Below are 25,114 nucleotides of genomic sequence, written 5' to 3'. Positions count from 1 at the left end.
GGCACAGTCCGCCCACCGCCGCACATGTGCCGGCGGTCACGGCTGTTTCCGGCGCCGGTGGGCGGCCTTGCCGCGCGACCCGTCGGCTCGAGGCATGCCGCCCATGCGCAGCAGGACGCCACGGCGCGTCTCGGCGGCCACCCGGGTCTGCGGATGGCTCTGGCCGAGGACGCTGACCAGCCGGTCGACCGTGTCGTCGAGCAGCTTGCGGGCGGGCAGCAGAGCCCCGGCCGCGACCAGCGACCGGGCCAGCTCGTGGGCGCAGCGCAGCGTGTCGGGATGGTCGGCGCCGAGCGTCTCGAGCCAGCCGTCGTGCAGTTGAGCCGCGATCGTGCGGGCCGGCCGTGCCTTTCCACGGTGCAGCAGGCTCACCACCAGCCGGCAGGCCGCCGCCCGCAGTGCCGGGTCGGCGCTGTGGGCCGCGTCGGCCGCCACCAGGTGCGGGGCGAGCGCCGCCCAGCGCGGCCAGGTCGAGGGCGCGGCGACGTCGTCGGGAACCGCCGCCCCGACCAGCACCCCCGCGTAGGCGCGGCAGACACCAGCGGCCTCGTCACCCAGATCGTCGCGGACCGCCGCGCGCACCGGCGCCGGCACTCGCAACCCGTCGGCGCCCCGATGGGCGAGGCCCGGCTCGACCAGCGCCGCGACCAGCCCGGAGAACTGCAGCGGCGCGACCCCGCCGAGCGGGCGTGGCATGCGGTCGAGCGACCGTGTGAAAACGTCGACGGGGACCGGCGCCGCGTGCAGCACCGAACACAGGCACAGCAACTGAGCAGCGGCGGGGTGCTGCTCGCCGAGCGACTCGAGCGCCCCGCCGATGTCGTCGGGCACCGGCACCGGATCACGCTGTTTCGGCACCGTGGGCGACGGCACCGCCGGCCGTACGGTGGGCAGCGGGCCGAGCGTGGTGGTGCCGGCCTGGTGGGCCCTGAGCTGCTCCCCGAGCGACGCTGACGACCCCGCCGCCGACGACGGCGGTGCGTCGTCGGGCGCGCGGGGCGACGGCACGGCGGGCCGGGCTGCCGCTGATGAGGCGGCGGGCGGCTGGTCGGATGGCGATGGGACGGCGGCTTGCCGCTCGGTGGCCGGGACGGAGTCTGGCGTCCCCATGACGGCGACCTCCTCGGGCGCTATGGGATCCGCGGACGCGTACGTCTTCGGTTTATAGCGGCCGGTCAAAGCGCGCGACGCACCACGGCCGTGCGGCGCGGCGGCGCTCGGCGAGCCGGGCGGGCGGAAGCTTTCGCAGGTCCGCGACAGATCGGGGGAGCCCGCCCTGATCGCGGCGCGATGCGGAGCCGGGACGCCCGATGATCGCCGGTGCGACGTCGTCCACCGTTCGAGTGACAACAAAGCCCTGTTCGAGGGATCGGCCTTCATGCCCCGCGACGGTAGCGGAATGGGCCGGTCGGCCAGCGGTTATCCACAATTGACCACTATCGATGCCGTCTGTCCACAGGGCCTTCCCATCGGCGCTCACTGATGGTTTCGTGTCCGCATGAGACGGAGAGGCGCGTTCATCACACTGATGGTCGCCGTGCTGGTCGGGGCTTCCGCCACCCCCGCCGGCGCTGCGGCTCCCGCATACCGCTACCACTTCCTGACACCCGGCGGTCAGCCCCGGCTGACCGAGACCGTGCCGGTGAACGTGGTCTTCCTCGGCTACGAGCCGGGCAACGTCGGCAAGCCCGCCTTCACGCGCGAGCTCGCCAAGACCTACGAGCCCGTCGTGCGCTCCCGCCTCACCTACGACGTGGTGGAGAAGCTCGGCATCACCTACAAATATGACTACCGGTTCAAATACACCGACCGGGCGTACGAGGACAGGTTTTTCAAGCAGCTCGCCAAGCTGGCCAAGCCGGCGCCGCTGACGGAGTATCAGACCGCCTACAACGCGCAGGCCGGCGTCCTCGACATCGCGAAGAACCACGCGATCGACGCGCCCAGCGTGGAGAAGTGGCTCGCCTTCAACCCGCCCAGCGGCGTCGACACCCGGCGCAACACGATCTTCTTCATCAACTGGTACGGCCGCTCCGACTTCAAGTTCCACGTCTACACCAAGATCGGTGAGCCCGATCCCGACACCGGCTACGACTTCGGCGCCAACCGCGACAGTCGCAAGATGATCGCCTGGGGCGGCACCACAGCCGACGACGAGGAGACCGGCCTGCGGTCCACCCGCCGCGTGTGGTTCCACGACCTGTCGGCCGGCCCCGAGTCGTGGACCCAGAACTACGACGTGACCAACGCCGACGTGGACGGCGACGGCGTGCCCGACTACCGCATGCCGCCCTCCTGGGAGTACGCGGCGAACGGCTACCGCGCGCCGAGCGCCCTGGCCGGTGACCTCGGCAAGATCACGCGGTATGTGGCGCTGAACCTGCTGATGACGACCTCGCCGCTCTACCCGGCCGAACTGCCCACGACCGAGCCACCCCGCTCGATCAACATCGACGGGAACACGTACGAGGGGTGGCCCGGGGTCAACGCCGACGGGCAATACCTGACGCCGCGCCTGCTGCTCAAAGAGCTGGGCGAGCTGCGCTGGCGCAACCAGCTCAGCTACGACAACCAGGACTTCACCTTCGACGCGAAGAACCAGGAGTGCTACGTCGGGCTGCTCAAGGGGGAGAGCTGCTACCCCGAGACCGGCCTGCCCGCCGACGCCAACCTGTTCCTGTACAACCGCGAGAACCTCGACCGTACGAAGGACGACGCCGGCCGGGTCGACTACGAGCTGCCGATGTTCAACTACGCGGTGCCCGAGGGTGTCGGCTCGCCCGCGCTGGGCTACGCCGACGACGACTGGGAGACCGGCGACCAGTCGTACGTCTTCAACTTCATCTCGCCCGAGATCGTCGAGAGCGGGTACGGGCTGACCACCACCGTGATCCACGAGGTCGGCCACCACCTGGGCATGTCGCACCCGCACGACGGCTACGACAGCGAGACGGGCGTCGACTACGGCCCGTCCGGTGAGACGTTCTTCGCGTGGGCCGGCGACGAGAACAACTCGATGATGAGCTACATCGACGTCAACTGGGACTTCTCGCAGTTCGACCGGGACAACAGCGACCGGTTCCTGACCGCCGCCTACTGGGAGGCCGCGAACACGCTGGCCGCCCGTGTCCCGTCCGGTGGCAAGGGCCGCGCCGACCTGCTCGCCGCGGACGCGCTGCTCGGGCTGGCCAAGGCGGCCTTCGCCAAGCATGAGTACCGGGCGGCCTACGCGCTGGCCGAGGGCGCCTACTACAAGGTCGTGGCTGCGGCCAAGAAGTCGGGGGTCGACCCGGCGTCGGCGGCGAAGTCGATGGCGGCCGAGGCGAAGGCGGCCCGCGCGGGCACTGACCTGCACAGTCCGCACGAGTTCGTCGACACGCTCGACCCGGAAGGGCCGCGCGCCCAGCCGTAGGACCGTGGCGTCGTGCCGCCCGGGAAGCGTCCCGGGCGGCGGGGCGCCTCAGCGAACGTTCTGGGCGGCGGGGCGCCTCGGCGAACGGTGACAGGCGGGGCACGCTCGGTATTGTCGAGCTATGTCGATGGCCTCCGCGGGGCGGCACGCACCGGTGCCGTTCGCAGTCGTTGTCGAAGTGGTGCTGGTCCTGGTCGTGGTCCTGGGCGCGTTGCTGATCCAGCGCGCGGACGAGCGGTTCTACACCACGATGGACGACGCCGCGCTCGTGCCAGTCGCCGCTCCGGCGGTCGCGGGGGCGGCGACCGGCTCGTACACGTGGGACTGTGGACGCAACGAGAGGGGGCATCGGAACACCGCGAACATCGTGGTCACGCCGGGGCGGCCGGGGCCGTCGCACCACGTGCACGACTATGTCGGCAACCTCGGTGTGCGGGCCGAGTCGACCGTCGACAGCCTGATCGGGCAGGCCACCACCTGCGGTAACGGCGATCGGTCGACGTACTACTGGCCGGTGTTGCGGCACGCGGATCACAGTGGTCCGGCGCAGGTGCCGGCGTCGCTGACGATGACCTATCTGGGGAACCCGCGAGGGCCGGTCGTCGCGATGCCGTGGCTGCTGCGGGCCGGTGTCGGGGATGCGTACGCGCGAACCAACGGTGGCGCCAACGCCCGCGCGTGGTGGAGCTGCACGGACACTCCCGACCGGCGGACCATGAAGTATCCGCTGTGTGGAGGCGGCACGCGGGTGGTGCGGATCTTCGAGTTCCCGAGCTGCTGGGACGGTTCACGGCTGGACAGTCCCGACCATCGCGGCCATGTCGTCTTCCCGGCCGACGGCGGTGGCTGCCCGGTCGGCACGTTCGCGGTGCCCCGCCTGCGCATCACCATGACGTACGTGGTTCCGGCCGGCACCCGATATCAGATCGACGCGTTCGCCGAGCAGCGCAACGATCCCGCCACCGACCACGGGTTCCTGGTCAACCTCATGCCGGCGCCGCTCATGAACAGGGTGGTGAGCTGCCTGAACGACGGGGTAGCCTGCGACGACACGACCACGAAACGGTCCGCCTCATGACGACACCCGAGCACGTCGACCTAGCCGGCTACCTGGTGGACACCCTCACGCCCGAACAGCGGCGCGCGGCCGACGCGCACCTGACCACCTGCGACGAGTGCCGCGCCGAGGTCGACTCGCTGCGCGAGTGGACGGCCGCCCTGCAAGCCGTGCCCGAGCCGATGCTGCTCGAGGGCCCGCCCGACGGCTGCGACCTGCTGCTGCAGCGCACGCTGCGCCAGGTGCGCACCGAGTCGAGCGGCCGCCGTCGCCGTCACCTGGGCCTGATCTCGGCCGCGGCCGCGCTCGCCGCCCTGGCCGCGATCGGCGGCGGCATCTACGCGGGCCGTTCCACCGCGCCCACCGAGCAACTCGCCCAGCCCGCCCCGGCCAGCCAGCCGACCGCCGTCCCCGGCACCCGCACCGGCACCGCGGTCGACCCGACCACCGGCGCCCGCATCACCGTCGCGGTCGCCCCGGCGGCCGGCTGGGTGCGCGTCAACGCCGCCGTCTCCGGCATCCCGGCGGGCGAGCGCTGCGTCCTCGAGGTCGTCGGCCGCGACGGCTACACGGTGCAGGCCGGCAGCTGGCTGGTGTCCCCGGCGGGCGAGACCGGCGGCACCACCCTCAACGGCAGCGCCCTGATCGATCCGGCCGACGTCCGCTCGGTCCGCGTCGTCACCACCACCGGCAAACAGTTCGCCAGCGTCGACGTCTGAGAGCCCTAGCCGTCGCCCCAGGCCGCGAGCTCGCCCCCGGCCAGGCACACGGTCAGCAGGCCGTCCGGACCGGTCACCGCCCACGACTCGGTTTCCGCGTCGACCCCGACCAGCAGTTTCGTGCCGCTCGTGAAGGCCAGCGTCAGCTCGCCCGCGTCGCTCACCGAGGCCGCGTGGACGACGTCGCCCAGCAGGGCCTCGCCCTCGACGGCCGTTTCGATGACGACCTGGCTGCCGCCCGAGAAGGTCAGGACCGTGGCCGGCTCGAGGCGTACGTTGCGCAGGGTCTGACCGATGAGCAGGGTGATGGGACGTGCGCCTTTGGCTGGCAGCATGGGAACCTCGATCGGCTGGCGGGAGCTGATCGCAGGAAGCTAGCCGTTACCGCCATAAGAGAGCCTTAAGGATTCCGTAAACAGTGTTTCCAGGGCAAGCACGACGCCCCGAGGAGCAGCACGACCCCCAGCACGATCATGGCGGTGCGGGCGCTCGTCACCGCGGCGAGGGCGCCCGCCGCGGCAATGCAGACAGGTTGGACGATTTTGTTCGTCACGGACCAGGCCATCACGACGCGCGACATGTAGGCGTCCCCGGTGGCGTTCATGCGGTAGGTCGCGAACGTCGGGCTGAACATGCCGGCGAAGAACACCAGCAGGAACTCCGCCGTACTGATCATGACGAGACCGGTCGTCGAGGCGGGCGCGAACGGGATGAGCAGCAGCCACAGGTTGCGGCCCACGCCGGACAGCAGCAGCAGACGGTGCTCGCCGAGGCGCCGGCCGAGAGGGCGGGCCAGCATCGAACCGGCCACCCCCGCTACCCCGGCCACGCCGGTGATCACGCCGTACTGCCAGGCCGGGAAGCCGAGATCGCGCAGCACGAAGACGGTCAGCAGCGGGGTCAGGGCCAGGACGCACCCGCCGAAGATCATCGAGTTCCAGAACAGGGCGGTCAGCCCGCGATGGGCGAAGATGTGCCGCCACCCCGCGGTGATCTCGCGGGCCCAATGGTGCCGTTCGATCGGGGCACTCGGTGGCGAGGAGACGCGGCGCAGCAGCAGCGCCGACCCGAGGAAGCTGACCGCGTCCACCGCCATCACGACGGTCGGGCCGAGCCAAGAGATGAGTACGCCCCCGAGCGGCGGCCCGGCCGTGTTGGCGCTCCACAGCGTCGTCTCGAACCGGCCGTTGGCCGCCGCGCGATGCTCCGGCGGCACCAGCGTGCGCAACTGCGCGACCCCGGCCGCGTCGAACGCCAGCCGCCCGGCCATCACCACGACCGCGACCACGCACAGGTGCCAGTAGGTCAGCCGGTCGAGCAGGGCCGCCACCGGAACCGACGCGACCGCGGCGAACCGCAGCAGGTCGGACGCGACCATCACGGGAATCTTGCGGTGGTGCTCGATCCACGGCGCGAGCGGCAGCGCCAGCACGGCGCTCACCACCCCGGCCAGCACGTTCAGCAGCGACACCTGGAAGTCGGAGACCCCGAGCACGAGCACGGCCACGATCGGCAGGGCCGCGTACCCCAGCGCACTGCCGGCCTCGCTGACCGCGTACGCCCCCCACCGCCGCCGGAAGTCCGCGCGCCACCCCTGCCCGGTCCCGACGTCGGCTGCCACGCCGGGACCCTATCGGTCAGGCCGCGGCGCAGCGTGTTCCGGGCGGGGGCACGATCAGGTCGATCAGGTAGCGGTCGACGACCGCCTCCGTGCAGGGCGTGTTCCGGTAGGCCCCGTGGCCGGAACCCTCGTAGGTGACCAGCCGGCCGTGCGGGCCGAGCTGCCGCGCGACGTTCGTGGCCCACGCGTAGCCGGTGCGCACGTCGTGCACGGAGTTGAGCAGCAGCAGCGGGGTCCTCGTCCGCACGTGCAACGCCCGCGGCGGGTTGGCGACCGGGTTCGGCCAGCCCAGGCAGGTGCGGATCGCGAGCAGGCCTGCGCCGTAGCGGACGTCGGGGGCCACCGCTCGGGCGTCGCGCGCCAGGGACTCGTACGCCCGGAAGTCTTTGACGTCGGCGGGCCAGTCGGCACAGAAGACCGACGACACCAGCGGCGGCAGTTTGAGATCCAGAGTCCCGCCGGCGCGCAGGGAAGCGATGTCTTTCGCCAGCCCGGCGCGGTCGGGGGAGCCGAGGCGGGCGATCGGCAGGAACGCCGTCTCGGGGGCGGAACGGTCGAGCACGTCGTTCCAGATGGCGCGGACGTCCTCGCCGTGCAGCACGCACTCCTCGGTGCGGTCACACCAGGTGACGAACTCGTCGAACGCGTCCTGCGCGGCGGCGGCCTGCGTCCGGACAAAAGAGCGCACGTCGAGGCTGTGGTCGAAGACGCTCTCGAGCACGATCGCCCGCACCCGCTGGGGGTAACGCTCCGCATATTGTGCCCCGAGCAGCGTGCCGTAGGAGCTGCCGTGGAACGTGAGTTTCGGCAGACCCAGGGCCGACCGAAGGGCTTCCAGATCCCGTACGGCGTTCAGGGTGTTCGCGTGGTCCCACAGGGGACTCGTCCCACGGCACGCGTCCCAGGTCGCCCGGTTCGCGGCGGCCGCTCGATCGAAGTCGTCCTGGCTGGTCAGCACCCACGGTTTGGCCGGGGAGAGATCGCACGAGGGCCCGCCGCTGCGGCCGACGCCGCGCGGGTCGAAGCTGACCGTGTCGAACCGTTCGAGGATCTCGGGGGAGAACCGGTTGCCGGCCAGGATGCGGTCGTAGCCCGAGTCACCCGGCCCGCCCGGCCCGAACACCAGCGTGCCGGCCCGCCGCGAAGGCGCACCGGTGGCGTGGCGCCGGGCGACCGCGAGCTCGAAGGTCTCGCCGCGTGGCCGCTCCCAGTCGACCGGCAGCCGCAGCTTCCCGCACTGCACGCCGTCGGCGCAGTCGGTCCAGGTCACCGTCGGTTTTTCGTGGGCCGCCGCGGGTGGTGAGGCGGCCAGCACCAGGCCCGTGGCGATGGTGGTCAGGGACGCGACGAGGCTGCGGATCATGGGGTTCATCCTCGTTGGACCGACCCCCTGAACGGCATCCGGTGATCCCCTGAAAGGGACCCTGCACTTTGATGCCCGCGCAATGGACAATCTCACAGGTATCGATTTGTGATCTTGGTGAGCGTAGGTTTCCCCGCCAAGACGCCGATCGGCGTTCATGCAAAGGAGAACCATGCGAAAGGTCCGCATCACGTCGGTGCTGGCCCTGGCGGGAGTGACGGCGTGGGCCGCACTGCCCGGCGGGGCTGTCGCCGCCGCGACGCCCACCGGGCCGGCTGCCGCCACCGCGGTGACGACCCCGGCGTTCGCCGCCGACCCCCAGGCGGTCACCCTCATCACCGGCGACACCGTACGAGTCAGCAGCGTCGACGGCCAGACCGCCATCGACGTCACGCCCGCTCCCGGCCGCGAGAAGATCCCCTTCATCACCTCGAGCGCCGGCAAGAACGTGCGGGTCATCCCGGCCGACGCGGCCCGGCTGCTCGCCGAGGGGCGTCTCGACCAGCGGCTGTTCGACGTGTCGACCCTGCTCAGCTTCGGCTACGGCGACACCCGCCGTACGCTGCCGCTGCTGATCCAGGGCAGCGCGGTCCCCGACGGCGGCCAGCGTACGAAGGCTCTGCCGGGCATCGGCGTCTCCGCCTACGAGCAGGACCGCAACGCGCCCGCGACCCTGTGGAAGAGCCTCACGAACGCCGGCAACCTGCGCTCGGGCATCTCCAAGGTGTGGCTCGACGGCCTGCGCAAGCCGACCCTCGACGTCAGCGTCCCCCTGATCGGCGCGCCCGCCGCCTGGCAGGCCGGCCTCACCGGCGCCGGCGTCAAGGTCGCCGTCATCGACTCCGGCGTCGACCTCACCCACCCCGACTTCGCGGGCCAGGTCGCCGACGCGGCCGACTTCACCGGCACCAACCTGGTCGACTACAACGGCCACGGCACGCACGTCGCCTCGACGATCCTCGGCACCGGCGCCGCGTCGTCCGGCCGATACAAGGGCGTCGCCCCGGGCGCCAAGCTGCTCAGCGCCAAGGTCTGCGACGCCGAGGCCTGCCCCGAGTCGTCGATCCTGGCCGGCATGACGTGGGCCGCCCAGCAGGGCGCCACGGTCGCCAACATCAGCCTCGGCGGCTCGGACACCCCCGAGATCGACCCGCTCGAGGCCGCCGTCAACGAGCTGACCGCCCAGTACGGCATGCTCTTCGTGATCGCGGCCGGCAACAGCGGCCCGGGCGACGTCACCATCGACTCGCCGGGCAGCGCCGACGCCGCGCTCACCGTCGGCGCGGTCACCAAGACCAAGGAGCTTATCGACTTCTCCGGTCGCGGCCCGCGCATCGCCGACGCCGCGATCAAGCCGGACATCACCGCGCCGGGCGTGAACATCGTCGCGGCCCGCGCGTCCGAGGGCGTCCTGCCGCCGATCGACGACAACGACGCGTACGCCTCGATCTCCGGCACCTCGATGGCCACGCCGCACGTCGCCGGGGCCGTCGCCCTGCTCGCGCAGCAGCACCCCGACTGGCGGGCCGGCAAGCTCAAGGCCACGCTGACCGCGGCGGCCGACCCCAACGCCGAGCTCACGCCGTATCAGCAGGGCGCCGGCTTCGTCGACGTCAAGCGGGCCCTCACCCAGTCGGTCACGGCCGACCCGGTCAGCCTCGGCATCGCGCGCCTCACCACGACCCAGACCAAGACCATCTCGTACGCCAACTCAGGCTCGACGGCCGTCACGCTGAACCTGGCCCTCACCTCGGACGCGCCCGCGGGCCTGTTCAAGCTGAACGCCACGACGGTGACCGTGCCCGCCGGCAAGACGGCCGCCGTCACGCTGACCGTGCAGCCCGGCGCGGGCCTGGCCGACCAGCAGTTCGGCGGGCAGGTCACCGCGACCGCGAACGGCGTGCGGGTGGTGACGCCGATCGCGATGGACATCGCCCGGCACACCCTCACGGTCCGTACGCCCGGTCTCGGCGACGAGCCGCACGAGTGGATCACGCTGCTGACCGACCTCGGCCGCGAGAGCGTGACCGCGTTCGCGCACTACGGCGAGAGCACCGCGGTGCGGGTGCAGCCCGGCCGCTACGTCGTGCAGTCCTACCTGCTGACCGGCGACTACGAGAACCCCGACATCACCTCGCTGGTCGACCCGGCGCTGGTCGTCGACGCGGACGAGACGGTCACGATGGACCGGCGGCAGGCCAAGCCGGTCAACGTCACCGTCGACGACAAGAACGCCGTGGCCAACGACGGCGAGGTCGGCTGGACCATCCGTACGAAGGCCCCGCAGATCTGGGGCAGCAACGACCCGTACAGCGCGATGATGAACGTGCAGCTGGCCAAGCTGAGCACCGGCCGGGCGGCCGGCAGTGGCAAGGCGACCGGCTTCGCGGGCTACGTCGCCGGAACGTGGGGCTACCGCGACGCCGACGGCACGCCGTTCAACAGCTCGTCGGTCTACCACACCTACTTCAACGAGCAGGGCCGCATGCCGGTCGGCGCGGTGAAGAAACTGTCCAAGAAGGACTTCGCCAAGGTCACCACGCAGATGGGCGTGGACGTGGCCGACGTGATGGTGTCGCGGCTGTCGGTGCCGCGGACGGTCGGCAACTCGCCGGTCACCCGCAGCGACCTCAACCGGAACACGCCGATGAGCTACCACTACGACGCGGTCCCGCGCACGATGACCGAGTACTTCTACAGCAGCGGGAAGGCGCAGTGGCGCACGACCAGCGCCCAGCGTGGCTACACCTTCTATCAGGGCGACTGGAAGACGTACGAGAACGGTCGCTCGTACACGGACAAGTGGGCCACCGGCGTGAACGGCCCGGTCTTCCCGCAGCCGGACTTCGCCCAGCAGTTCGCCGCCCGCTACTTCGGCGACACGATGGGCGGCCCGGCCCCGCTGCACGGCGACAGCGCCGGACACGAGGGCCAGCGCAGCGTCGGCGAGGGCAGCGTCGACGTGTGGATCTACCGCAACGGCAAGGAGGTCGCCCACAGCACGCAGACCCCGCAGGCGTCCGAGGTGCCGGCCGCGGCCGGTGACTACCGCATGCGGGCCCTGTTCCGCAGCGACCCGGCGTTCACCCTGTCGACGGTCGTCGACGCCGAGTGGACGTTCCGCTCCGGCCACGTACCCGACGGCAAGGCGGTCAACCTGCCGATGACCGCGATCCGCTTCGACCCGGCCGTGGACATCAACCACTACGCGCCGGCCGGCCGCCTGTTCACCCTGCCGATCTCACTCGACCGCCAGGTGAACTCGGCCAAGGCGACCACGCGGTCGCTGACCGTCGAGGCGTCCTTCGACGACGGCAAGACGTGGAAGCGCATCCCGGCCCTGCGCCTGGGTGAGAAAGCCACCGCGGTGCTCCAGCACCCGCGCGGCACGGGCTTCGTCTCCCTGCGCGCCGCCGCGACCGACTCCGCCGGCAACACTGTGCGGCAGACGATCGTGCGGGCGTACCGCTACCACTAAATCCCCACGACACATCCCGGGGGCGCGCTTCGGCCGGCCCCGGTCCGGCCGGCGGCACCATGGACACCCCACGGTGCCGCCGGCCTCGTCTGTCAGCCAAGCTCGGGCCGGCCGCCGCGCTGCCCAGCGCGCGAGGCCGATACGAACCGGCACGATGTCGGGGTGGTCGGCTCCCAGCGGCCGCACCTGATCGTCCAATCACCAGCTGCCGAGGGCAGCGAAATCGCCGGCCGGGCCTCCCGCTCGACCGCGCCAAAGAGCCAGAGTTCCGTAGGTGGCCAGGGTCGGGACATCGTCGATGTCCCGTCGCATCAGATCGGCCCAGCGGCGCCATCGGGCAACGCGGCGGCGGACGAGCTCACGGCTCGGCCACCCAGCAACGACCGACTGCAGACAGTCAGGTTGATCGCCCCAACATTATCCGGATCTGCTTGATATGCAGGTAATCCTTGGTGATCCACGGCCATCCCCTGATGAGGCACCGGCGCCGGTCAGTCTTCCTCGGCGTCGCGCAGCATGCGGCGAGCAAGCGCATCGCGCTGTGCGTTGTGAAGCAGCTCAATCGGCGCAAACCCCGGACCGCACAGGGCTTCGAGCGAGTCCTCCCAACGTCGGCGTTCTGCCGGCGGCAAGCGATAACTTTGGCCGACGGTGAACTGGTACGCCCACCGCAGGTGCTGGCTGTCGGGGTTGGACAGACTGGAGAGCAGGTACGGCAGGGTAACCCTGACACTGAGGGGGTGGACGGTCAGCACTGGCGCCACCGGTCGGTGCCAGCCATCCTTGCCCTGCGTCATGCCCCCGCCCCACTGGCCGGCCCAAAAATCGCTCTCGTCGAACAGGAGCGCGCACAACCATCTCGCAAACTCGGCACATGTCTCCGCACCCGAGTCGTTGAGTGAATCGACGAAGCGGTTCGCGGCGGCCCGAGCGTCGTTGCGGGTTCCTTGCCGCCAAAACGCCAGGTACGAGCCCCACGCGTCATTCACCCGGCCAGGCGGCAGCGGCGCGGCGGCGACATCGCCCTCGGTAAGTTGGCGCATGAATTGATTGTCAGGCGGTGGACGGGAAACCACATCTCAATTCCGGCTGTGCGTGGCGCAAGATTTCGTGCACTGTTCTGCCGCATACAACGCGCGTTTGGTCGCGTAGCTTGCCGTAGCCGGCACGCCAGCCGTGACTCATCGTAGTTGCCCTGATGGCATAGTGGGTTCGCCGCCCGGCGACACGGGGGCTCGGCCGGAGAGGTTGAACGGCAAGCTTGGTGCCTGTCCTCAAAGGCTCAGTAACTGCTCGGCGGTCAGGTCGTCGAGGCCCAAAGAACTCATCGTGCGGGCACCTTCCGCACGCAGGTCACGCGCGAGGACGACGGAGGTGATCTCGATGATCGCGTCCATCGTCGGGGTTGGCACCGCGAGTCGACGTGCCAGGTCGGTGAAGAAGACCAGGCTGTAGCCGACGTCCTCGGTGAGGTACCGCGAGTCGATGCGGGTTGGTGCCTTGATGCCGCGGAAGCCGGGTGCGCGGGAGTACCCGGTCGTGTAGTTACTCTCGGTCATGTAGCTCTGCTTCACACCGATATCCGGCTCGGACAGGATCGTCACGCCGAGCGCCACCGCGATAGCGAGACGCTCGGAGTCGACAGCCTCCATCAGACGGCCCGCAGCTTCGGTGACACCCTCCTCGTAGAAGAGGAAGTCGCCACCGGTCCGCTCCAGCAGGGCGGCGTTCATGAGTGTCACCGCGGGGTGGATGACAGGGTTGCCGTTCTGCAAAGACGTCTGGAAGACCGTGGCCGCCTCGATGGTCGAGGGATAGACCTGCCTGAGGATCTCCAGCAGCTTGCCGTTGCCGGACCGAGGAACGGCCGAGGCGAAGAGACCCGTGTCGAACCTGTGGAATACGTGGACGTTGCCGTCGCCGTCGGCCCGGCACGCGTACGGGAGGGTGCTGGTCTCCCCGACAAGGATGCTGTCGTCGTGCACCGCCAAACCCGCGGCTCGCTTGAAGGCGAGCGCGCCGCCGCAGGAGCCGGGACAGATCACCACGGTCATCCCGGTACGCAGGTGAGGTGCGAGGTCGTGACCGAAGGGCTCGGTGGCGAACGCCGGCCCAACCACGAAGACGGTCTCGGCGCCCTCCATGGCGGGTGCGATGTCCGTACCGGAGTACGCAACCGGGGCGAAGCCCTCCAGCCGTCCCTGGCTGTTGATACCGCCCTTTGCCCGAACTGCCTCAATGTTTTCGTGAGCGTGTGAGGCTCGGGAGTACAGCGAGACCCGGTGGCCATGCTGAGCCCAGTCGAAGGCGACAGCCATGCCTCCGTTGCCAGAACCAACAACGGTGACGTTCATGGTCGCTCCCCAATCCCTGTGGCGTCATGGCAGACGCCGCCTCCACCACCGGCCCCGTCGTACGAGGTCGAACGCAAATGGCGGGGCCGCCGAGCCATTCTTGAGATCCTCGCACAACAAATGGTGCTGAACCTCAACGTCGACGCGGCGGAGTGGCTTAGCCTCGATCCACCGACGCGGTTGGCGTCGGCACGGTGACGCCACGTCCGAACATAGGTCCACTCGGTGCTCGGGGCCGTTGCCAGCATCCTCAAGCTGCCGGCCGTCGTTTCCAGCACTGAATCCAAGTTGTCAGCAGTAGTTACATGTAGCGCCCCCAATAGGCGCACTGTTCTGCCGCCGAGAAGGCGCGGCGTTCAAGGCCGGGTCCGTCTCGTTGTCCGGCTGCCGTCGCCCGACGCGCGGAGCCGGCGGGTGGTTGCGGGTACAGCGCCGCCAGCGAATCAAGGGTACGAGGCGAGCCTGGCCAGAGCATCGCAACCGCCCACGAGCAATGGGCATCAAGCCGGGATCAACGCTCGCCGCCGACAAATGTCGTGCCAGATCGAGGCCCGCGCCATGACGTGAGGCCTTGCAACACGATCCTGCCACCGAGGTCGCGGGAGCCGGAGTGCTCAATCACGCATCCGGATCTGCCGCAGTCCGCGCCTCAGTCTGGGTCGTCGCATCTGATGCCGACGCTGGTGATGTCGCCGCTCCGGACCAGTTCCCGGACCGCCGCGGTCATCGCCGTAAGGCCCGGTTCAGGCACGATGAGCTGGTCCACAGCCCAGAAGTAGCTGCCATTGGCCACCTCGCCAGTCTCCTTCCACAGCGCCAGCAGGCGCGTGACCTCGTCGACGGTGAAAATCGTCAGAGCCCAGGTGCTGTCCGGAAGGTCGACGAACGCGTCGACGTTGGCCACCGATTCCACGGTGTCCGCGTGGGGATCGAGAAGGAACCGGGCCACGAACGTCGGCTCGGTGATAGTCGTGTACGGATCGCCGTTGGCCATGACGTCAATCATGAGGGACAGCCTGCATCGTCCTGATCTGCCGCTGTCAGCGTGCTGCGTACCTACGAACGGTCACTCTGTTGGCCGTTGGTCGGCCGGCGCGCCCCATACTGTAGTGGTGCAGTCGATCGATGGTTGGGTGTCCGAGGACAACGTGGTTCGGTTCCTGGAGTACGTCAGCAGGTATGTTGGATACGACTATGGCGAACTGGACGAGGTCGCGCTCACCGGTGCAGTGGATCACACCGACGATGAGTCGGTCGACGGATGGTTCAGCTATCCGTTGGAAGGAGTACCGCCGCTCACAGTCTCGTTGGCCCGTACCGTCGGCGGGAGCGTGGTGAGCGTCCGGGTGCAGGGACAGATCGAGGGCGCTCTGGCCGCCCGGTTGGAGACCCTTCTCGATTTGCTGTAGTCGGCAGTTGCATCGTTCTGCGTCATTTAATCGTGGCGGGAGCCCCAAGAGCGCACTCTCATAGCCGGGATCCGGTCGCTACGCAGCGTCACGGTTCGTAGCGGCGGTCGCTCATGTGGCCGATGTGAGTGAACCGAAGGACGCCCATCCTGGAGTGCAGGCAATCGCGAACGGGGGTGAAGGAAGGCGGCTGGCATTCTGATGGGATGCACAGATTTACTGACGACGAGTTCAAAGCCACGGCCGTGCCGGAAGCGGAACGCGTCGGCTTAGACCAGGAGCCGCCGTTCGGCTTCTGGGAGTACTTCGAGGCGATTCCTCGGGAGGACTTCGGCGAGCATGACTTCTCAGAAGGACGGGTGTCCCACGCCTGGAACATGCGCGGAACCGCGTATCAGCACGTGCTCGTGGAATGCGAGACACCCAACGTGTTCCTGCCGCTGGTGCTCGACTTGCCTGGTCGCTCGGTTGCCGGGCACCATCTTCTGGCCTGAACCGGCCTTACGGCCTGACGTGAGCGGGTCGAGGCGCCCAAAAGTTTACGCGAACACCTCGCCGAGCGGCGCCCTGATCTGCCGCAGTCCGCTCTCGCCGGCACCGCTGGAGCGCGTACGGCCCGTGTAGGTCGGGGGACGGGCGGTGTAAGTCAGCCGTGTTCGCCTCCATCTCGGGCCCGCCGCCACACCTCCTCGAAATCCTGCGCACCGGTCTCCCACTGCGCCAGGTCAGGATCGTAAAGGTCATTCGGCGGATTGAACGACCAGTCTTCAGGACCAGTCCTGACCGCGGTTCCGTCGGCGTACATCTCGACCTGTCGCAGCCGGCGCCCGTCCGGCCCGAGGTGCTCGTAGTAGATCTGCGGTTCGGTCTCGTCGGCCTCGTCCCACGGACGCCGTAGGAAGACGGCCTCGCGCCCGGCGAGAGCCCCGAACCCGGGTCGATCGCGCTGCGCACGCCGTTGTTCACGCAGGCCGTCCAGGCCAGCCGGCATGGTTGCGGCGTCGATGTCGACCTCGGCCAGCTCGCCATCGGGGAACCGTGTCAACGCGTCGGGATCGGTGACGACCTCCACCTCTGCGAACGTCTGCGCAATTTCCCACTCAGAGCGGGCGTGGATCCACCACCACAGACCGCCCATGCCGTAGTCGTGGAGGACCAAGAAGCGCTTCTTGAAATGCTCAGCCACGAAGGCGATCATGCCAGTGCGGCTAGTCCCCTTCAGAACGGCGCCGCAGTGGGCGTGCGCCGTTGCTGGAAACGCGGGATTCAGCGCCCGAAACAGACGACACTCGCCGAGAACTCTTCAAGATCAAGCGCACTCTCATCCCGCTGTCCGCGCTCGGGCCAGCGCCGCCGCCCGTCACGGTCGGTGGTCGGGGTGACGGCCCGTCTACTGTGTCGTGCCGATGAGAGCGCGTTGAGTCGCTCTGTCCGGGCGCCGACGCTATGAGTTGTCAGGTGCTCGACTCATCGCTCGGCGCCGTGGACACCGCGGCGTTGGGCAAGGCGGCGTGGATGCAGATTGATTCGTGGCGACCGGCCAGCGTGGGCGAAACGGTGTTCAACTCTTGGGACTGAGCTCTGAAAACTGACTTACTCTCTTGCCGCGAAGAGGTCAGTTGGGTATGCCCGTTGCGGCCGTGGGGCCGGGCTGGTCGAGGTAGCCGACGTCCGCCGAGCTCGACGCGATTCTGTTGAGCGAGACTGGTGGTATGCGGGCGGCGGCGAAGCTCGACGACGGAACTTCGTTCGGAGCGACCACCCGCCTATCGGTGGAAGCGCGAGAAGGTTCGCGCCGATCGTGAAGTGGTCCTCGCGATGATTGTCGATCGAGAAGGCTGTGCATCGAGTAGATGGTCGGTGCGTGGCCTTAGCATCGGAGGATCCCTGACCGGAAGGAGATCCGGCGATGCTGAGCCGCGTCAATCGAGAAACCGTCGACCTGTCCTCATATCCCGATCTGGTGGTGGTCTATCTGGGTATGCGCGTCAACCGGCTCTACGGCCTGCGCACCCTTGTAGCCCGCGGCCCGCGAATCAAACGGTCGGATGAGAAGCCGGAGGGGCTGCTCGCGCACGAGCAGTTCTTCTGGTCGTTGTTCCCCATGCACCTCGGCATCCGCCAGTACTGGCGGGACCTGCCCGCGCTGCTGGCCTGGGCCCGCTCCGAGCCGCACCGCCTGTGGTGGCGCGACTTCCTGCGCGACAGCGGCGGCACCGGCTTCTGGCACGAGACCTACCTGCTTCGCGGCGGCATGGAGGCGGTCTACGACGACATCCCGCAGCGCCGCGGCTTCGCATCCTTCGCCCCGGTGCACCCGGCCCGCGGCGCGATGTTCGGCTCGGCCGCGCGGGTCGGCCGCCCGGAGGACGACCTCGCTCCGGTCGTCACCGAGGACGACCTCTACACCCCCGGGGCCGGCGGCTAGGTTCTCGCTCTCGGATCATCCCGTCCGGAAGCGTCCAGGCCGCGGTGTCCTACCAAATCCGTCGGGAGTAGACAGTCAGCACTCGCCGACCCTCGGACACGGGGTCTACCCACGCGCTAAGGGCCCACGACGGGGCACGGCACAATCGGCGGATGCCTGAGATCTTCGTCGACCTGGGTTCAGTCGATGCGCCGTCCGGTGTGCTGGTGCTCGGCATGGCCGGGTGGATCGACCACTGGCCGGAACTGGGCCAACCCCTGTCCGAGCGCGCGCGGAAGGCAGCGTTGTCGGGAGGAGGCCATCTCCGGGAGTGGCTGTGTGAGGCGGTCGCGGTCCCGGCCGCGGCTGACCGGCCGTTGACGGTGAGAGCGAGCACTTCGCCGTCCCCGTTCGACGAGGAGCCGTCGATCGCGACCTTGGAGATCGAACTTGGACTTCCGTGGCACGGGAACCCGGTTCGGCTCGGGGACCTGCCCGTCGACCGCTGCGGCATGGTCATCGGCGACGCCGTGGCGCTGGACTCGTGGACGGGACTGGACGGCGACCCGGCCGACGGGCTCGCCGACGTCACCTACTGGGGCCGGTACGGGGACGACGCTCACGCGCAGTTCGGCGGCGAACGCATCGCACGGCACGGCGGCGACGGCCCGTACGGTTGGCTCGACCTGCCGTTGGCCGAGGCGACCGCGCGTGCGGCCGAACTCGCCGCCTGGTGCGACCGCCTTCACGGTAAAGGCCTCATGGTCTCGGTCGACGAGCATACCGACTTCCACCGCGCCTATCGGGCCGGATGGCATCATCCGCTCCGCGCCGGCGCGATCGAGGTCGGCGGTTGTCAGGTGCTCGGCCTCGGATGGGGACCGGGCGACCACTCGATGCGGCACAACGGCGAACGGGTCACCGGCCAGGTCTATCCGGTCACGCTCGAAGCCGGCGAGACGGGCGAGACGGGCGAGATGCTGATGCGATGGACGATTCCGCCCTATGAGACCGAGGACGAGTGACGAGGGCTCTGACACGCGAGATCCCGCCACCGGCCATGGTGGCGGGATTCGCGGTGGGTGGTCAGACGGCGGCCCGGCGGCGCGCTCGGACGGCCATGATGAGGCCGGCGACGGAGATCAGGAAGGCCAGGCCCTCGGCGACCGCTGAGGGGATCTTGCCGGCGGCGTGCCACGTGTGTTCGTACAGGTTCGGGATCGGGCCGAGCTGGCCGACGTTCACGTAGGTGTAGAGGATGACCGCGCCGACGGCACTGCCCGCCACCAGCAGGGACACGATCCAGGTGGTGATGCTCGGCCAGAGCAGGACGGCCAGCGCCACCACGATCGCGACGACGCCCTGGATGCGGAACAGGGTGCCCTCGCTCATGACCGACGAGCGGAAGGAGTCGTACTGGGAGGCGTCGTTCAGGTGGACGAAGGCGTCGATGCCCAGCAGGGCCCCCGTGGCAACGCCCATGATCCGCTGGGTCAGGGAGATGTCTCGCCAGGCAACGCTGGCGCCGACGTGCTGCATGGCATGTTGACTCATCGGTTCGGTCCCTTCCGGAAGGCCCCGCCTCGGCGGGCTCTGTCACCTCTGAGGTTTCTCCGATCGGCCGAGGCGCACATTGCCGCCACCGGGAAATCCCGCCTACCAGCCAGCCGGTAGGGCCGGACGTCTGCCCGAGGTTGCCCTCGGCATGAACGGGGGCACTGGACGGGCGTACAAAGGGGGTATGCGAGCCATCGTCGCCACCGACCAGAGCGCCGGTGTTCAAGGGTTGCGACTGACCGAGATCGACCACCCGCACGCCGCCGAGAACGACGTGGTTGTCGAGGTGCACGCGGCCGGGTTCACGCGCGGCGAGCTGACCTGGCCGGGCACCTGGACCGACCGGGCCGGCCGCGACCGCACCCCGAGCGTCCCCGGTCACGAGGTGGCGGGGGTCGTCGCCGAGCTGGGCTACGGCACGAGCGGGCTCACCGTCGGGCAGCGCGTCTACGGCCTGGCCGACTGGACCCGCAACGGCACCCTGGCCGAATACGTCGCCGTCGAGGCCCGCAACCTGGCCCCACTGCCGATCTCCGTCGACTTCACGACCGCCGCGGCCGTGCCGATCTCGGGCCTGACCGCGTGGGAGGCCCTTTTCGATCACGCCCGGCTCCAGGTCGGTCAGACGGTCCTCGTGCACGGCGCCGGCGGTGGCGTCGGCGCGCTCGCCGTCCAGCTCGCCCACCACGCCGGCGCCCGGGTGATCGGCACCGGCCGCGCCGCCGACCGTGACACCGTCCTCGATCTCGGCGCCGACGCATTCGTCGACCTGCAGAACGACCAGCTCGGGGACGCGGGCCCGGCCGATGTGGTCCTCGACGTGATCGGCGGCGACACGTACAGGCGGTCCCTCGACGTGCTGCGGCCCGGCGGCTGCATCGTCACCGTGCCGGAGCCGCCGCCGGTGCGGCCCGAGAACGGGCGGGCGATCTTCTTCGTCGTCGAGGTCGACCGCGGCCGGCTCGCCGAACTGGCTTCCCGCGTCGGCGCCGGCACCCTCAATCCGGTCATCGGAGCCGTACGCCCCCTCGACGAGGCGATCGACGCCTTCGCCCCCGCCGTCCGGGTGAAGGGCCGCACGATCATCAAGGTGCGCTGAACGCCGCCGGGATACGCGGCGTCGACGTGGTGTGGACGGTCAGCCTGGTGGTCAGGCCACGTGCCGCGCGGGGCGCAGCATGGTCAGCGCCCGCAACGCCTCGGCCCGCGAGATCGGCTCGTCGTCGTCGGCCTGAACGGCGAGGGCCATCTCGATCGCCTGCCGGATCCAGGTCGTCTTGGGCACCTCGGCCGCCTTGGCCGCGGCCGCGACGGCCTGATCGAGCTCGGCCGGCAGCCGCAACGAGCGCACGACCATGACGGCCGACCCGGCCGGCGGCAGCGAGCTCAACAGGGCCTGCTCGTCCTGCGGGGTCGGCGGTGCGTCGAAGGAGAGCCCGTTCATGAACGCGGTGACCTGTTCCGGCGTCCGCGGTACGTCGTCGTCGTGACTCATCGGTTCTCCTCCCACCGGCCGAACTCGATCAGTTCCTCATCCGTCATGTCCCGCGCACCGATGATCTTCCAGGTGAGCCCGGCGGTGTGGTAGACCGCGACGATCAACGGTCGGCCAGCCGCCGTACGGCTCCACACGGTCAGCACGGGAACCCCGTTGGCGCTCACCGCCTGTCGCGGCCACCGCCGTCGTGCCCCCAGCACATGCCGAACCTCGTAGGGCTCGATGCCGAGCAGAGCGGCCAGAGCCCAGTCCTCCCACTCGTACGGCACGCCCCCAGCGTACTACGCGCGTGATACGAATCAGCGGGGCGCGAGCAGCTCGCGCACGCTGGCGAGCAGGTCCTCCGTGGTGATCGGGTCGACGCGGCCGCCCGTACGGGCGTCTTGCATGGCTTTGGCCAGCTGGACGCGGCGCAGGATCTCTTTGATGTCGGCGCCGGTCAGGCCGTGGCTGGCGGTGGCGAGGGCGGCCAGGTCGAGATCGTCGGCGAACATCTGGAAGCCGGGCGCCTCGTGGGTGGCGATCAGGCCGCGGATCATCTTGCGGAAGATCTCGGCCCGGGAGGCGTCGTCGGGCTTCGGGACGCTGATCTTCACGTCGAAGCGGCCCGAGCGGATCAGCGAGTCGTCGACGCGGTGCGGGAAGTTCGTCGTGGCCACCACGATCACGTTCGGGTTGGCCTCGATCAGATCGTTCATCTCCTGCTTGAAGATGCCCGCGACCGCGTTGATGGCCTGGCTGGCCGCGTCGCCGCCGGACCCGGCGTAGCTGATGATCGAGTCGAACTCGTCGAACAGCATCAGCGTGGGCACGCGGTAGCGCCGGGCGTCGCGGAAGATCTGCTTGATGTTGCGTTCCGAGCCGCCGAGCCATTTGTCGAGGATCTCCGGCGTACGGATCTCGCGGAAGTCGGCGCCGATCTCGTTGGCCAGTGCCCGCGAGAGCATCGTCTTGCCGGTTCCCGGGGGTCCGTACATCAGAATGCCCTGGGGCCGGCGCGCACCCCAGCGGGCCATCGCCTCGGGGTGCCGGAACGACACCGCGATCTCGCGCAGCTCGGACACGACGTCGGCCAGCCCGCCCACCATGTCGAGCGTCACCGTCTGTGTCGTCTGCGGCACCTTCGACACCGTTTCGCGGCTGACCACGAACCGGCGCCCGGTCAGCGAGTCGGGCCCGGTCAGCTCGATCACCGCCTGCAACGTCAGCCCCACGAACGCCTGCAGATGCGCGGGCGTGACCTCGTCCCGCGGCACCTCGGCGTGCAGGCGCACCACCGTGCCCGTCTCGTCGTACGTCATCTCGGCCTGCAACCCGACCACCGCGTCGGCCAGCGTGCCCGGCTCGCGGTTGGTCACCGGTTGTGACTGACGGTCAAGACCAAGCTTCTTGTACGCCGCTGCGGCCGCGGCCCCCACCCCGTCGACGATGCGGGTCGCGATCGGGTCGCCGGCCTCGATGCGCTTGGCCAGCAGCAGCCCGACCGGGTCGTTGCCCAGCACCAGCTTGCGGATGCGTTCCTTCGACAGCGGCTCCTCCGCGGTGCTGATCGCGGCCGAGAACGTGTGCACCGAGGTCATCTTGCGGTTCGCGCTCGACACCGTCAGGTCGACGCGGTTCACCGGGGCGGGCCAGGAGGCGCGGCGCATCAGCTCGACGGGGTTGACCCTGGCCGCGGCCAGCACCGTCGCCGCGTCGACCAGCACGACGGTCGCACCCGCGTACTCGAAGGTCTCGTCCTTGGATCGCGCGTCGGTCATGTCTGCCTCCAGGGGTCGGCTCCCTACCAGAGTGACACGGGCGCACACCGGTTGCCGTTCGTTGCCGTCCCGCAAGCCGCCGAGGCGGGGGCCGATCGGTGCGGGCATGTCAGCTGAGCCGATCGAAGACATCTGGGTGTACGAGCGTGTCCCCGGGGACCCGTGGTGGCGTGACGCCGTCGTCTACCAGGTCTACCTGCGTTCGTTCGCGGACGGCAACGGCGACGGGATCGGCGACTTCGCGGGTCTGCGGGCGCGGCTGCCCTACCTCGCTGAGCTGGGCGTCGACGCGGTCTGGGTGACCCCGCACTACGTGTCGGGCGGTGCTGACGGCGGCTACGACGTCGTCGACTTCACGGCCGTCGACCCGTCCTACGGCACCGTCGAGGACGTGCGGCTGCTGGTCGAGGACGCGCACGCTCTCGGGCTGCGGATCCTGCTCGACATCGTCCCGAACCACACGAGCGACCAGCACGCCTGGTTCCGCAAGGCGCTCGAGGACCCCGACTCACCCGAGGCCGGTTTCTACCACTTCCTGCCCGCGAGCTCCTCGCCGCCCAACAACTGGCAGAGCATGTTCGGCGGCTCGGCCTGGTCGCGCACCCCGGACGGTCGCTGGTACCTGCACCTGTTCACGCCGCAGCAGCCCGACCTGAACTGGGACAACCCCGCGGTGGCGGACGCGTTCGACGACGTGCTGCGGTTCTGGTTCGACCTCGGCGTCGACGGATTCCGGGTCGACGTGGCGTACGGGCTCTTCAAAGACCCGGCCTACCGCGACAATCCGGGCACCTACTCGCCGACGCTGTTCGGGCACGGCCCCGAGCAGGCCATGACCACCAACCAGCCCCGGGTGCACCAGATCTGGCGCCGCTGGCGAGCGATCTGCGACTCGTACGCCGGCGACCGCATGCTCGTCGGCGAGGTGTCGCTGGCCGACCTGGACGAGGTGGGCCTCTACGCGCGCCCCGACGAGCTGCACCACGCCTTCCAGTTCCGCCTGCTCAAGAGCGACTGGGACGCCGGCGCCTTCGCCTTCGCCGACACGATCGACGAGGCGCTGACCGCGTTCGAGGCCGTCGGCGCACCCGCCCCATGGGTCCTCGGCAACCACGACAAGGCCCGCCAGGTCACCCGCTACGGCAGCGAGGCCCGGGCGCGCGCGGCGGCGCTGCTGATGCTCGCCCTCCCCGGCTCCGCTTATCTGTACGCCGGGGAGGAACTCGGTCTGCCCGAGGCCTCGGTCCCCGACGAGGCCCGCCGCGACCCGATCTTCTTCCGCTCATCCGGCAAACGCCTCGGCCGTGACGGCTGCCGAATCCCCATGCCGTGGACGGCTTCCGCGCCGAGCACCGGCTTCAGCGGCTCTTTGGCGGCCGAGCCGTGGCTGCCGATCCCCGCCGAGTGGCCCGACTACGCCGTCGATCGCCAGGTGGCCGACCCCGGCTCGACGCTGAGCCTCTACCAGCAGGCGATCATGCTGCGCGCCCTGCACCCCGCGCTCGGCTCGGGCCACGCCGCCGTGACCCAGGACGGCGACGTGATCCGCGTGGACCTGGTGGCCCGCCACGGCGACGCCACCCCGGTCACGTGCTGGATCAACATGGGCGAGGCCCCCGTCGTCATCCCCGCCGAACGACTGCTGCTCTCATCGTCCCCGGAGACCGACGCCCCGAACGGCGGCGTCCTGAAGCTGACCCCCGACACCACAGTCTGGATCACCAGCTGAAGCGATTCGGCTACGCAATTGCCGGTATCCATCGCTCGCCGCGGTCTATGACGGCGATCGACCGCTGCAACCTGCGCCGAGCACGTACGTCGTCGACGTGCTCGGCAAGTCGGCGGACCGCATCGCGCAGCGGCGCTCCCATGACGGGAAACGCGTCGGCCAAAGCCTCCGCAGCCCACCGTCGCTGATCAAGGCTCACGCTTTCGTCCTCGACGACGGTCCAGATCCGGCCGGCGCACTCCTCGGCGGCAGTGAAGTCCACGGTGGGGATCGCCGCGAGGGCCTTCCAGCGCAGATAGGGGTGGACCATCCGATCCGTCGTTAGCCGCCTGAACGCCTCCGCCGCGGCTTTCCGGTCTTCGGGGTCGCCGGTCACTGCGAGCCGCCAAGCACCGGCCAGCAAGGCATGCGGGGTCAGCCGCGGATCACGAAGCCGCTCGCGGACCGAGGCATTGGCCGGCTTCCGCACGCTGAGCACCTGCACAGCCGGGGCGGGCCCGTCCGCTCGTAACACCGTGAGGGCCGCCGCGAGCGCCCCGTCGGCGTCCACCTTGAGGTTCAACAGCTCCTCGCGAACCGCCTGCGCGTGCGGCCCGGGCAGATCTAAGCGCCTGATCAGAAGTTCTGTACCTAACTCACTCGGGAAGAGGGACGTAGCGACGTAAAAACCTCGTCGTGGGTTCGGATCGAGTTACCACACACGACCGAAACCCCCGACGAGGTCACCGCCAGTATGCGCCCTGCGCACGT

Annotated in this window: 23 protein-coding genes; 10 read left to right on the top strand and 13 right to left on the bottom strand. The window is 69.6% G+C overall.

The features are described from left to right. Positions 1-36 precede the first annotated feature (36 nt). Positions 37-1,110: a tetratricopeptide repeat protein gene (locus tag EER30_RS40340; protein ID WP_127507052.1), complete on the bottom strand. Its 1,074-nt coding sequence runs from the start codon at positions 1,108-1,110 to the stop codon at positions 37-39. A gap of 388 nt (positions 1,111-1,498) precedes the next feature. Here EER30_RS40340 and EER30_RS40335 point away from each other — a divergent pair, with 388 nt between their 5' ends. The 3 genes from EER30_RS40335 to EER30_RS40325 all read left to right on the top strand — a co-directional run bounded on the left by EER30_RS40335 (position 1,499) and on the right by EER30_RS40325 (position 5,188). Beyond that, positions 1,499-3,412: a zinc metalloprotease gene (locus EER30_RS40335; RefSeq protein WP_127507050.1), complete on the top strand. Its 1,914-nt coding sequence runs from the start codon at positions 1,499-1,501 to the stop codon at positions 3,410-3,412. A 121-nt stretch (positions 3,413-3,533) separates the two neighbouring features. Continuing rightward, the gene (locus EER30_RS40330) at positions 3,534-4,490 is read left to right on the top strand and encodes a DUF1996 domain-containing protein (RefSeq protein WP_240670611.1); all 957 of its coding nucleotides are present in this window, start codon (positions 3,534-3,536) and stop codon (positions 4,488-4,490) included. After that, positions 4,487-5,188, top strand: a complete 702-nt coding sequence (locus tag EER30_RS40325; RefSeq protein WP_127507048.1) for an anti-sigma factor family protein — start codon at positions 4,487-4,489, stop codon at positions 5,186-5,188. The genes EER30_RS40330 and EER30_RS40325 overlap by 4 nt, the downstream gene beginning before the upstream one ends. 5 nt (positions 5,189-5,193) lie before the next feature. Here the strand turns inward: EER30_RS40325 and EER30_RS40320 are convergent, their stop codons facing one another. The 3 genes from EER30_RS40320 to EER30_RS40310 all read right to left on the bottom strand — a co-directional run bounded on the left by EER30_RS40320 (position 5,194) and on the right by EER30_RS40310 (position 8,172). Further along, a complete protein-coding gene (locus EER30_RS40320; RefSeq protein ID WP_127507046.1) occupies positions 5,194-5,523 on the bottom strand; it encodes a DUF6188 family protein in 330 nt (109 codons plus the stop codon). A gap of 65 nt (positions 5,524-5,588) precedes the next feature. Then, positions 5,589-6,809, bottom strand: a complete 1,221-nt coding sequence (locus EER30_RS40315; RefSeq protein ID WP_127507044.1) for an MFS transporter — start codon at positions 6,807-6,809, stop codon at positions 5,589-5,591. A 16-nt stretch (positions 6,810-6,825) separates the two neighbouring features. Then, complete coding sequence (locus tag EER30_RS40310) at positions 6,826-8,172, bottom strand: alpha/beta hydrolase (protein ID WP_205650633.1); 1,347 nt, start codon at positions 8,170-8,172, stop codon at positions 6,826-6,828. A gap of 172 nt (positions 8,173-8,344) precedes the next feature. Here EER30_RS40310 and EER30_RS40305 point away from each other — a divergent pair, with 172 nt between their 5' ends. Continuing rightward, positions 8,345-11,650, top strand: coding sequence for a S8 family serine peptidase (locus EER30_RS40305; RefSeq protein ID WP_127507040.1), 3,306 nt, complete (start codon positions 8,345-8,347; stop codon positions 11,648-11,650). A 491-nt stretch (positions 11,651-12,141) separates the two neighbouring features. Here EER30_RS40305 and EER30_RS40300 read toward each other — a convergent pair whose 3' ends face one another. The 3 genes from EER30_RS40300 to EER30_RS40290 form a co-directional block, all read right to left on the bottom strand. Next, complete coding sequence (locus EER30_RS40300; RefSeq protein WP_127507038.1) at positions 12,142-12,693, bottom strand: hypothetical protein; 552 nt, start codon at positions 12,691-12,693, stop codon at positions 12,142-12,144. A 231-nt stretch (positions 12,694-12,924) separates the two neighbouring features. Further along, entirely contained in the window at positions 12,925-14,004 is a 1,080-nt protein-coding gene (locus EER30_RS40295) for an NAD/NADP octopine/nopaline dehydrogenase family protein (protein ID WP_127507036.1), read from the bottom strand. A gap of 649 nt (positions 14,005-14,653) precedes the next feature. Next, positions 14,654-14,998: a hypothetical protein gene (locus tag EER30_RS40290; protein ID WP_127507034.1), complete on the bottom strand. Its 345-nt coding sequence runs from the start codon at positions 14,996-14,998 to the stop codon at positions 14,654-14,656. Between the two features lie 118 nt (positions 14,999-15,116). Here EER30_RS40290 and EER30_RS40285 point away from each other — a divergent pair, with 118 nt between their 5' ends. Together EER30_RS40285 and EER30_RS40280 are read left to right on the top strand one after the other, a co-directional pair. Next, positions 15,117-15,413, top strand: coding sequence for a hypothetical protein (locus tag EER30_RS40285; RefSeq protein WP_127507032.1), 297 nt, complete (start codon positions 15,117-15,119; stop codon positions 15,411-15,413). Between the two features lie 176 nt (positions 15,414-15,589). After that, positions 15,590-15,907 carry a hypothetical protein gene (locus tag EER30_RS40280; RefSeq protein ID WP_127507030.1) on the top strand — a complete coding sequence of 106 codons (318 nt, stop codon included), beginning with the start codon at positions 15,590-15,592 and terminating at the stop codon, positions 15,905-15,907. Between the two features lie 152 nt (positions 15,908-16,059). On the opposite strand, the gene EER30_RS40275 is transcribed toward EER30_RS40280, so the two are convergent. Beyond that, positions 16,060-16,611 (bottom strand): hypothetical protein, encoded by a 552-nt coding sequence (locus EER30_RS40275; protein WP_127507028.1) that lies wholly within the window; start codon positions 16,609-16,611, stop codon positions 16,060-16,062. A gap of 711 nt (positions 16,612-17,322) precedes the next feature. Here EER30_RS40275 and EER30_RS40270 point away from each other — a divergent pair. Continuing rightward, entirely contained in the window at positions 17,323-17,841 is a 519-nt protein-coding gene (locus tag EER30_RS40270; RefSeq protein WP_127507026.1) for a monooxygenase family protein, read from the top strand. A 152-nt stretch (positions 17,842-17,993) separates the two neighbouring features. Continuing rightward, the gene (locus EER30_RS40265; RefSeq protein ID WP_127507024.1) at positions 17,994-18,845 is read left to right on the top strand and encodes a hypothetical protein; all 852 of its coding nucleotides are present in this window, start codon (positions 17,994-17,996) and stop codon (positions 18,843-18,845) included. A 61-nt stretch (positions 18,846-18,906) separates the two neighbouring features. On the opposite strand, the gene EER30_RS40260 is transcribed toward EER30_RS40265, so the two are convergent. Beyond that, on the bottom strand, positions 18,907-19,374 hold the full coding sequence (locus EER30_RS40260; RefSeq protein WP_127507022.1) for a hypothetical protein: 468 nt from the start codon (positions 19,372-19,374) through the stop codon (positions 18,907-18,909). A gap of 187 nt (positions 19,375-19,561) precedes the next feature. Between EER30_RS40260 and EER30_RS40255 the strand changes: the two genes are divergently transcribed. Next, entirely contained in the window at positions 19,562-20,476 is a 915-nt protein-coding gene (locus tag EER30_RS40255; RefSeq protein ID WP_127507020.1) for an NADP-dependent oxidoreductase, read from the top strand. A 51-nt stretch (positions 20,477-20,527) separates the two neighbouring features. On the opposite strand, the gene EER30_RS40250 is transcribed toward EER30_RS40255, so the two are convergent. The 3 genes from EER30_RS40250 to EER30_RS40240 are packed head-to-tail and all read right to left on the bottom strand — an operon-like array spanning position 20,528 to position 22,635. Beyond that, positions 20,528-20,872: a hypothetical protein gene (locus EER30_RS40250; RefSeq protein ID WP_127507018.1), complete on the bottom strand. Its 345-nt coding sequence runs from the start codon at positions 20,870-20,872 to the stop codon at positions 20,528-20,530. Continuing rightward, positions 20,869-21,144, bottom strand: a complete 276-nt coding sequence (locus EER30_RS40245) for a hypothetical protein (RefSeq protein ID WP_127507016.1) — start codon at positions 21,142-21,144, stop codon at positions 20,869-20,871. The genes EER30_RS40250 and EER30_RS40245 overlap by 4 nt, the downstream gene beginning before the upstream one ends. 30 nt (positions 21,145-21,174) lie before the next feature. Continuing rightward, positions 21,175-22,635: an ATP-binding protein gene (locus tag EER30_RS40240; protein WP_127507014.1), complete on the bottom strand. Its 1,461-nt coding sequence runs from the start codon at positions 22,633-22,635 to the stop codon at positions 21,175-21,177. Between the two features lie 106 nt (positions 22,636-22,741). Between EER30_RS40240 and EER30_RS40235 the strand changes: the two genes are divergently transcribed. Beyond that, positions 22,742-24,364: a glycoside hydrolase family 13 protein gene (locus EER30_RS40235; protein ID WP_127507012.1), complete on the top strand. Its 1,623-nt coding sequence runs from the start codon at positions 22,742-22,744 to the stop codon at positions 24,362-24,364. Between the two features lie 10 nt (positions 24,365-24,374). Here EER30_RS40235 and EER30_RS40230 read toward each other — a convergent pair whose 3' ends face one another. Then, positions 24,375-24,926: a hypothetical protein gene (locus tag EER30_RS40230; RefSeq protein WP_127507010.1), complete on the bottom strand. Its 552-nt coding sequence runs from the start codon at positions 24,924-24,926 to the stop codon at positions 24,375-24,377. Positions 24,927-25,114 lie beyond the last annotated feature (188 nt).

Source organism: Actinoplanes solisilvae, from assembly GCF_003999975.1.
In the GTDB taxonomy this organism is placed as follows: domain Bacteria; phylum Actinomycetota; class Actinomycetes; order Mycobacteriales; family Micromonosporaceae; genus Actinoplanes; species Actinoplanes solisilvae.
This window is presented reverse-complemented; position numbering and strand designations above follow the sequence as displayed.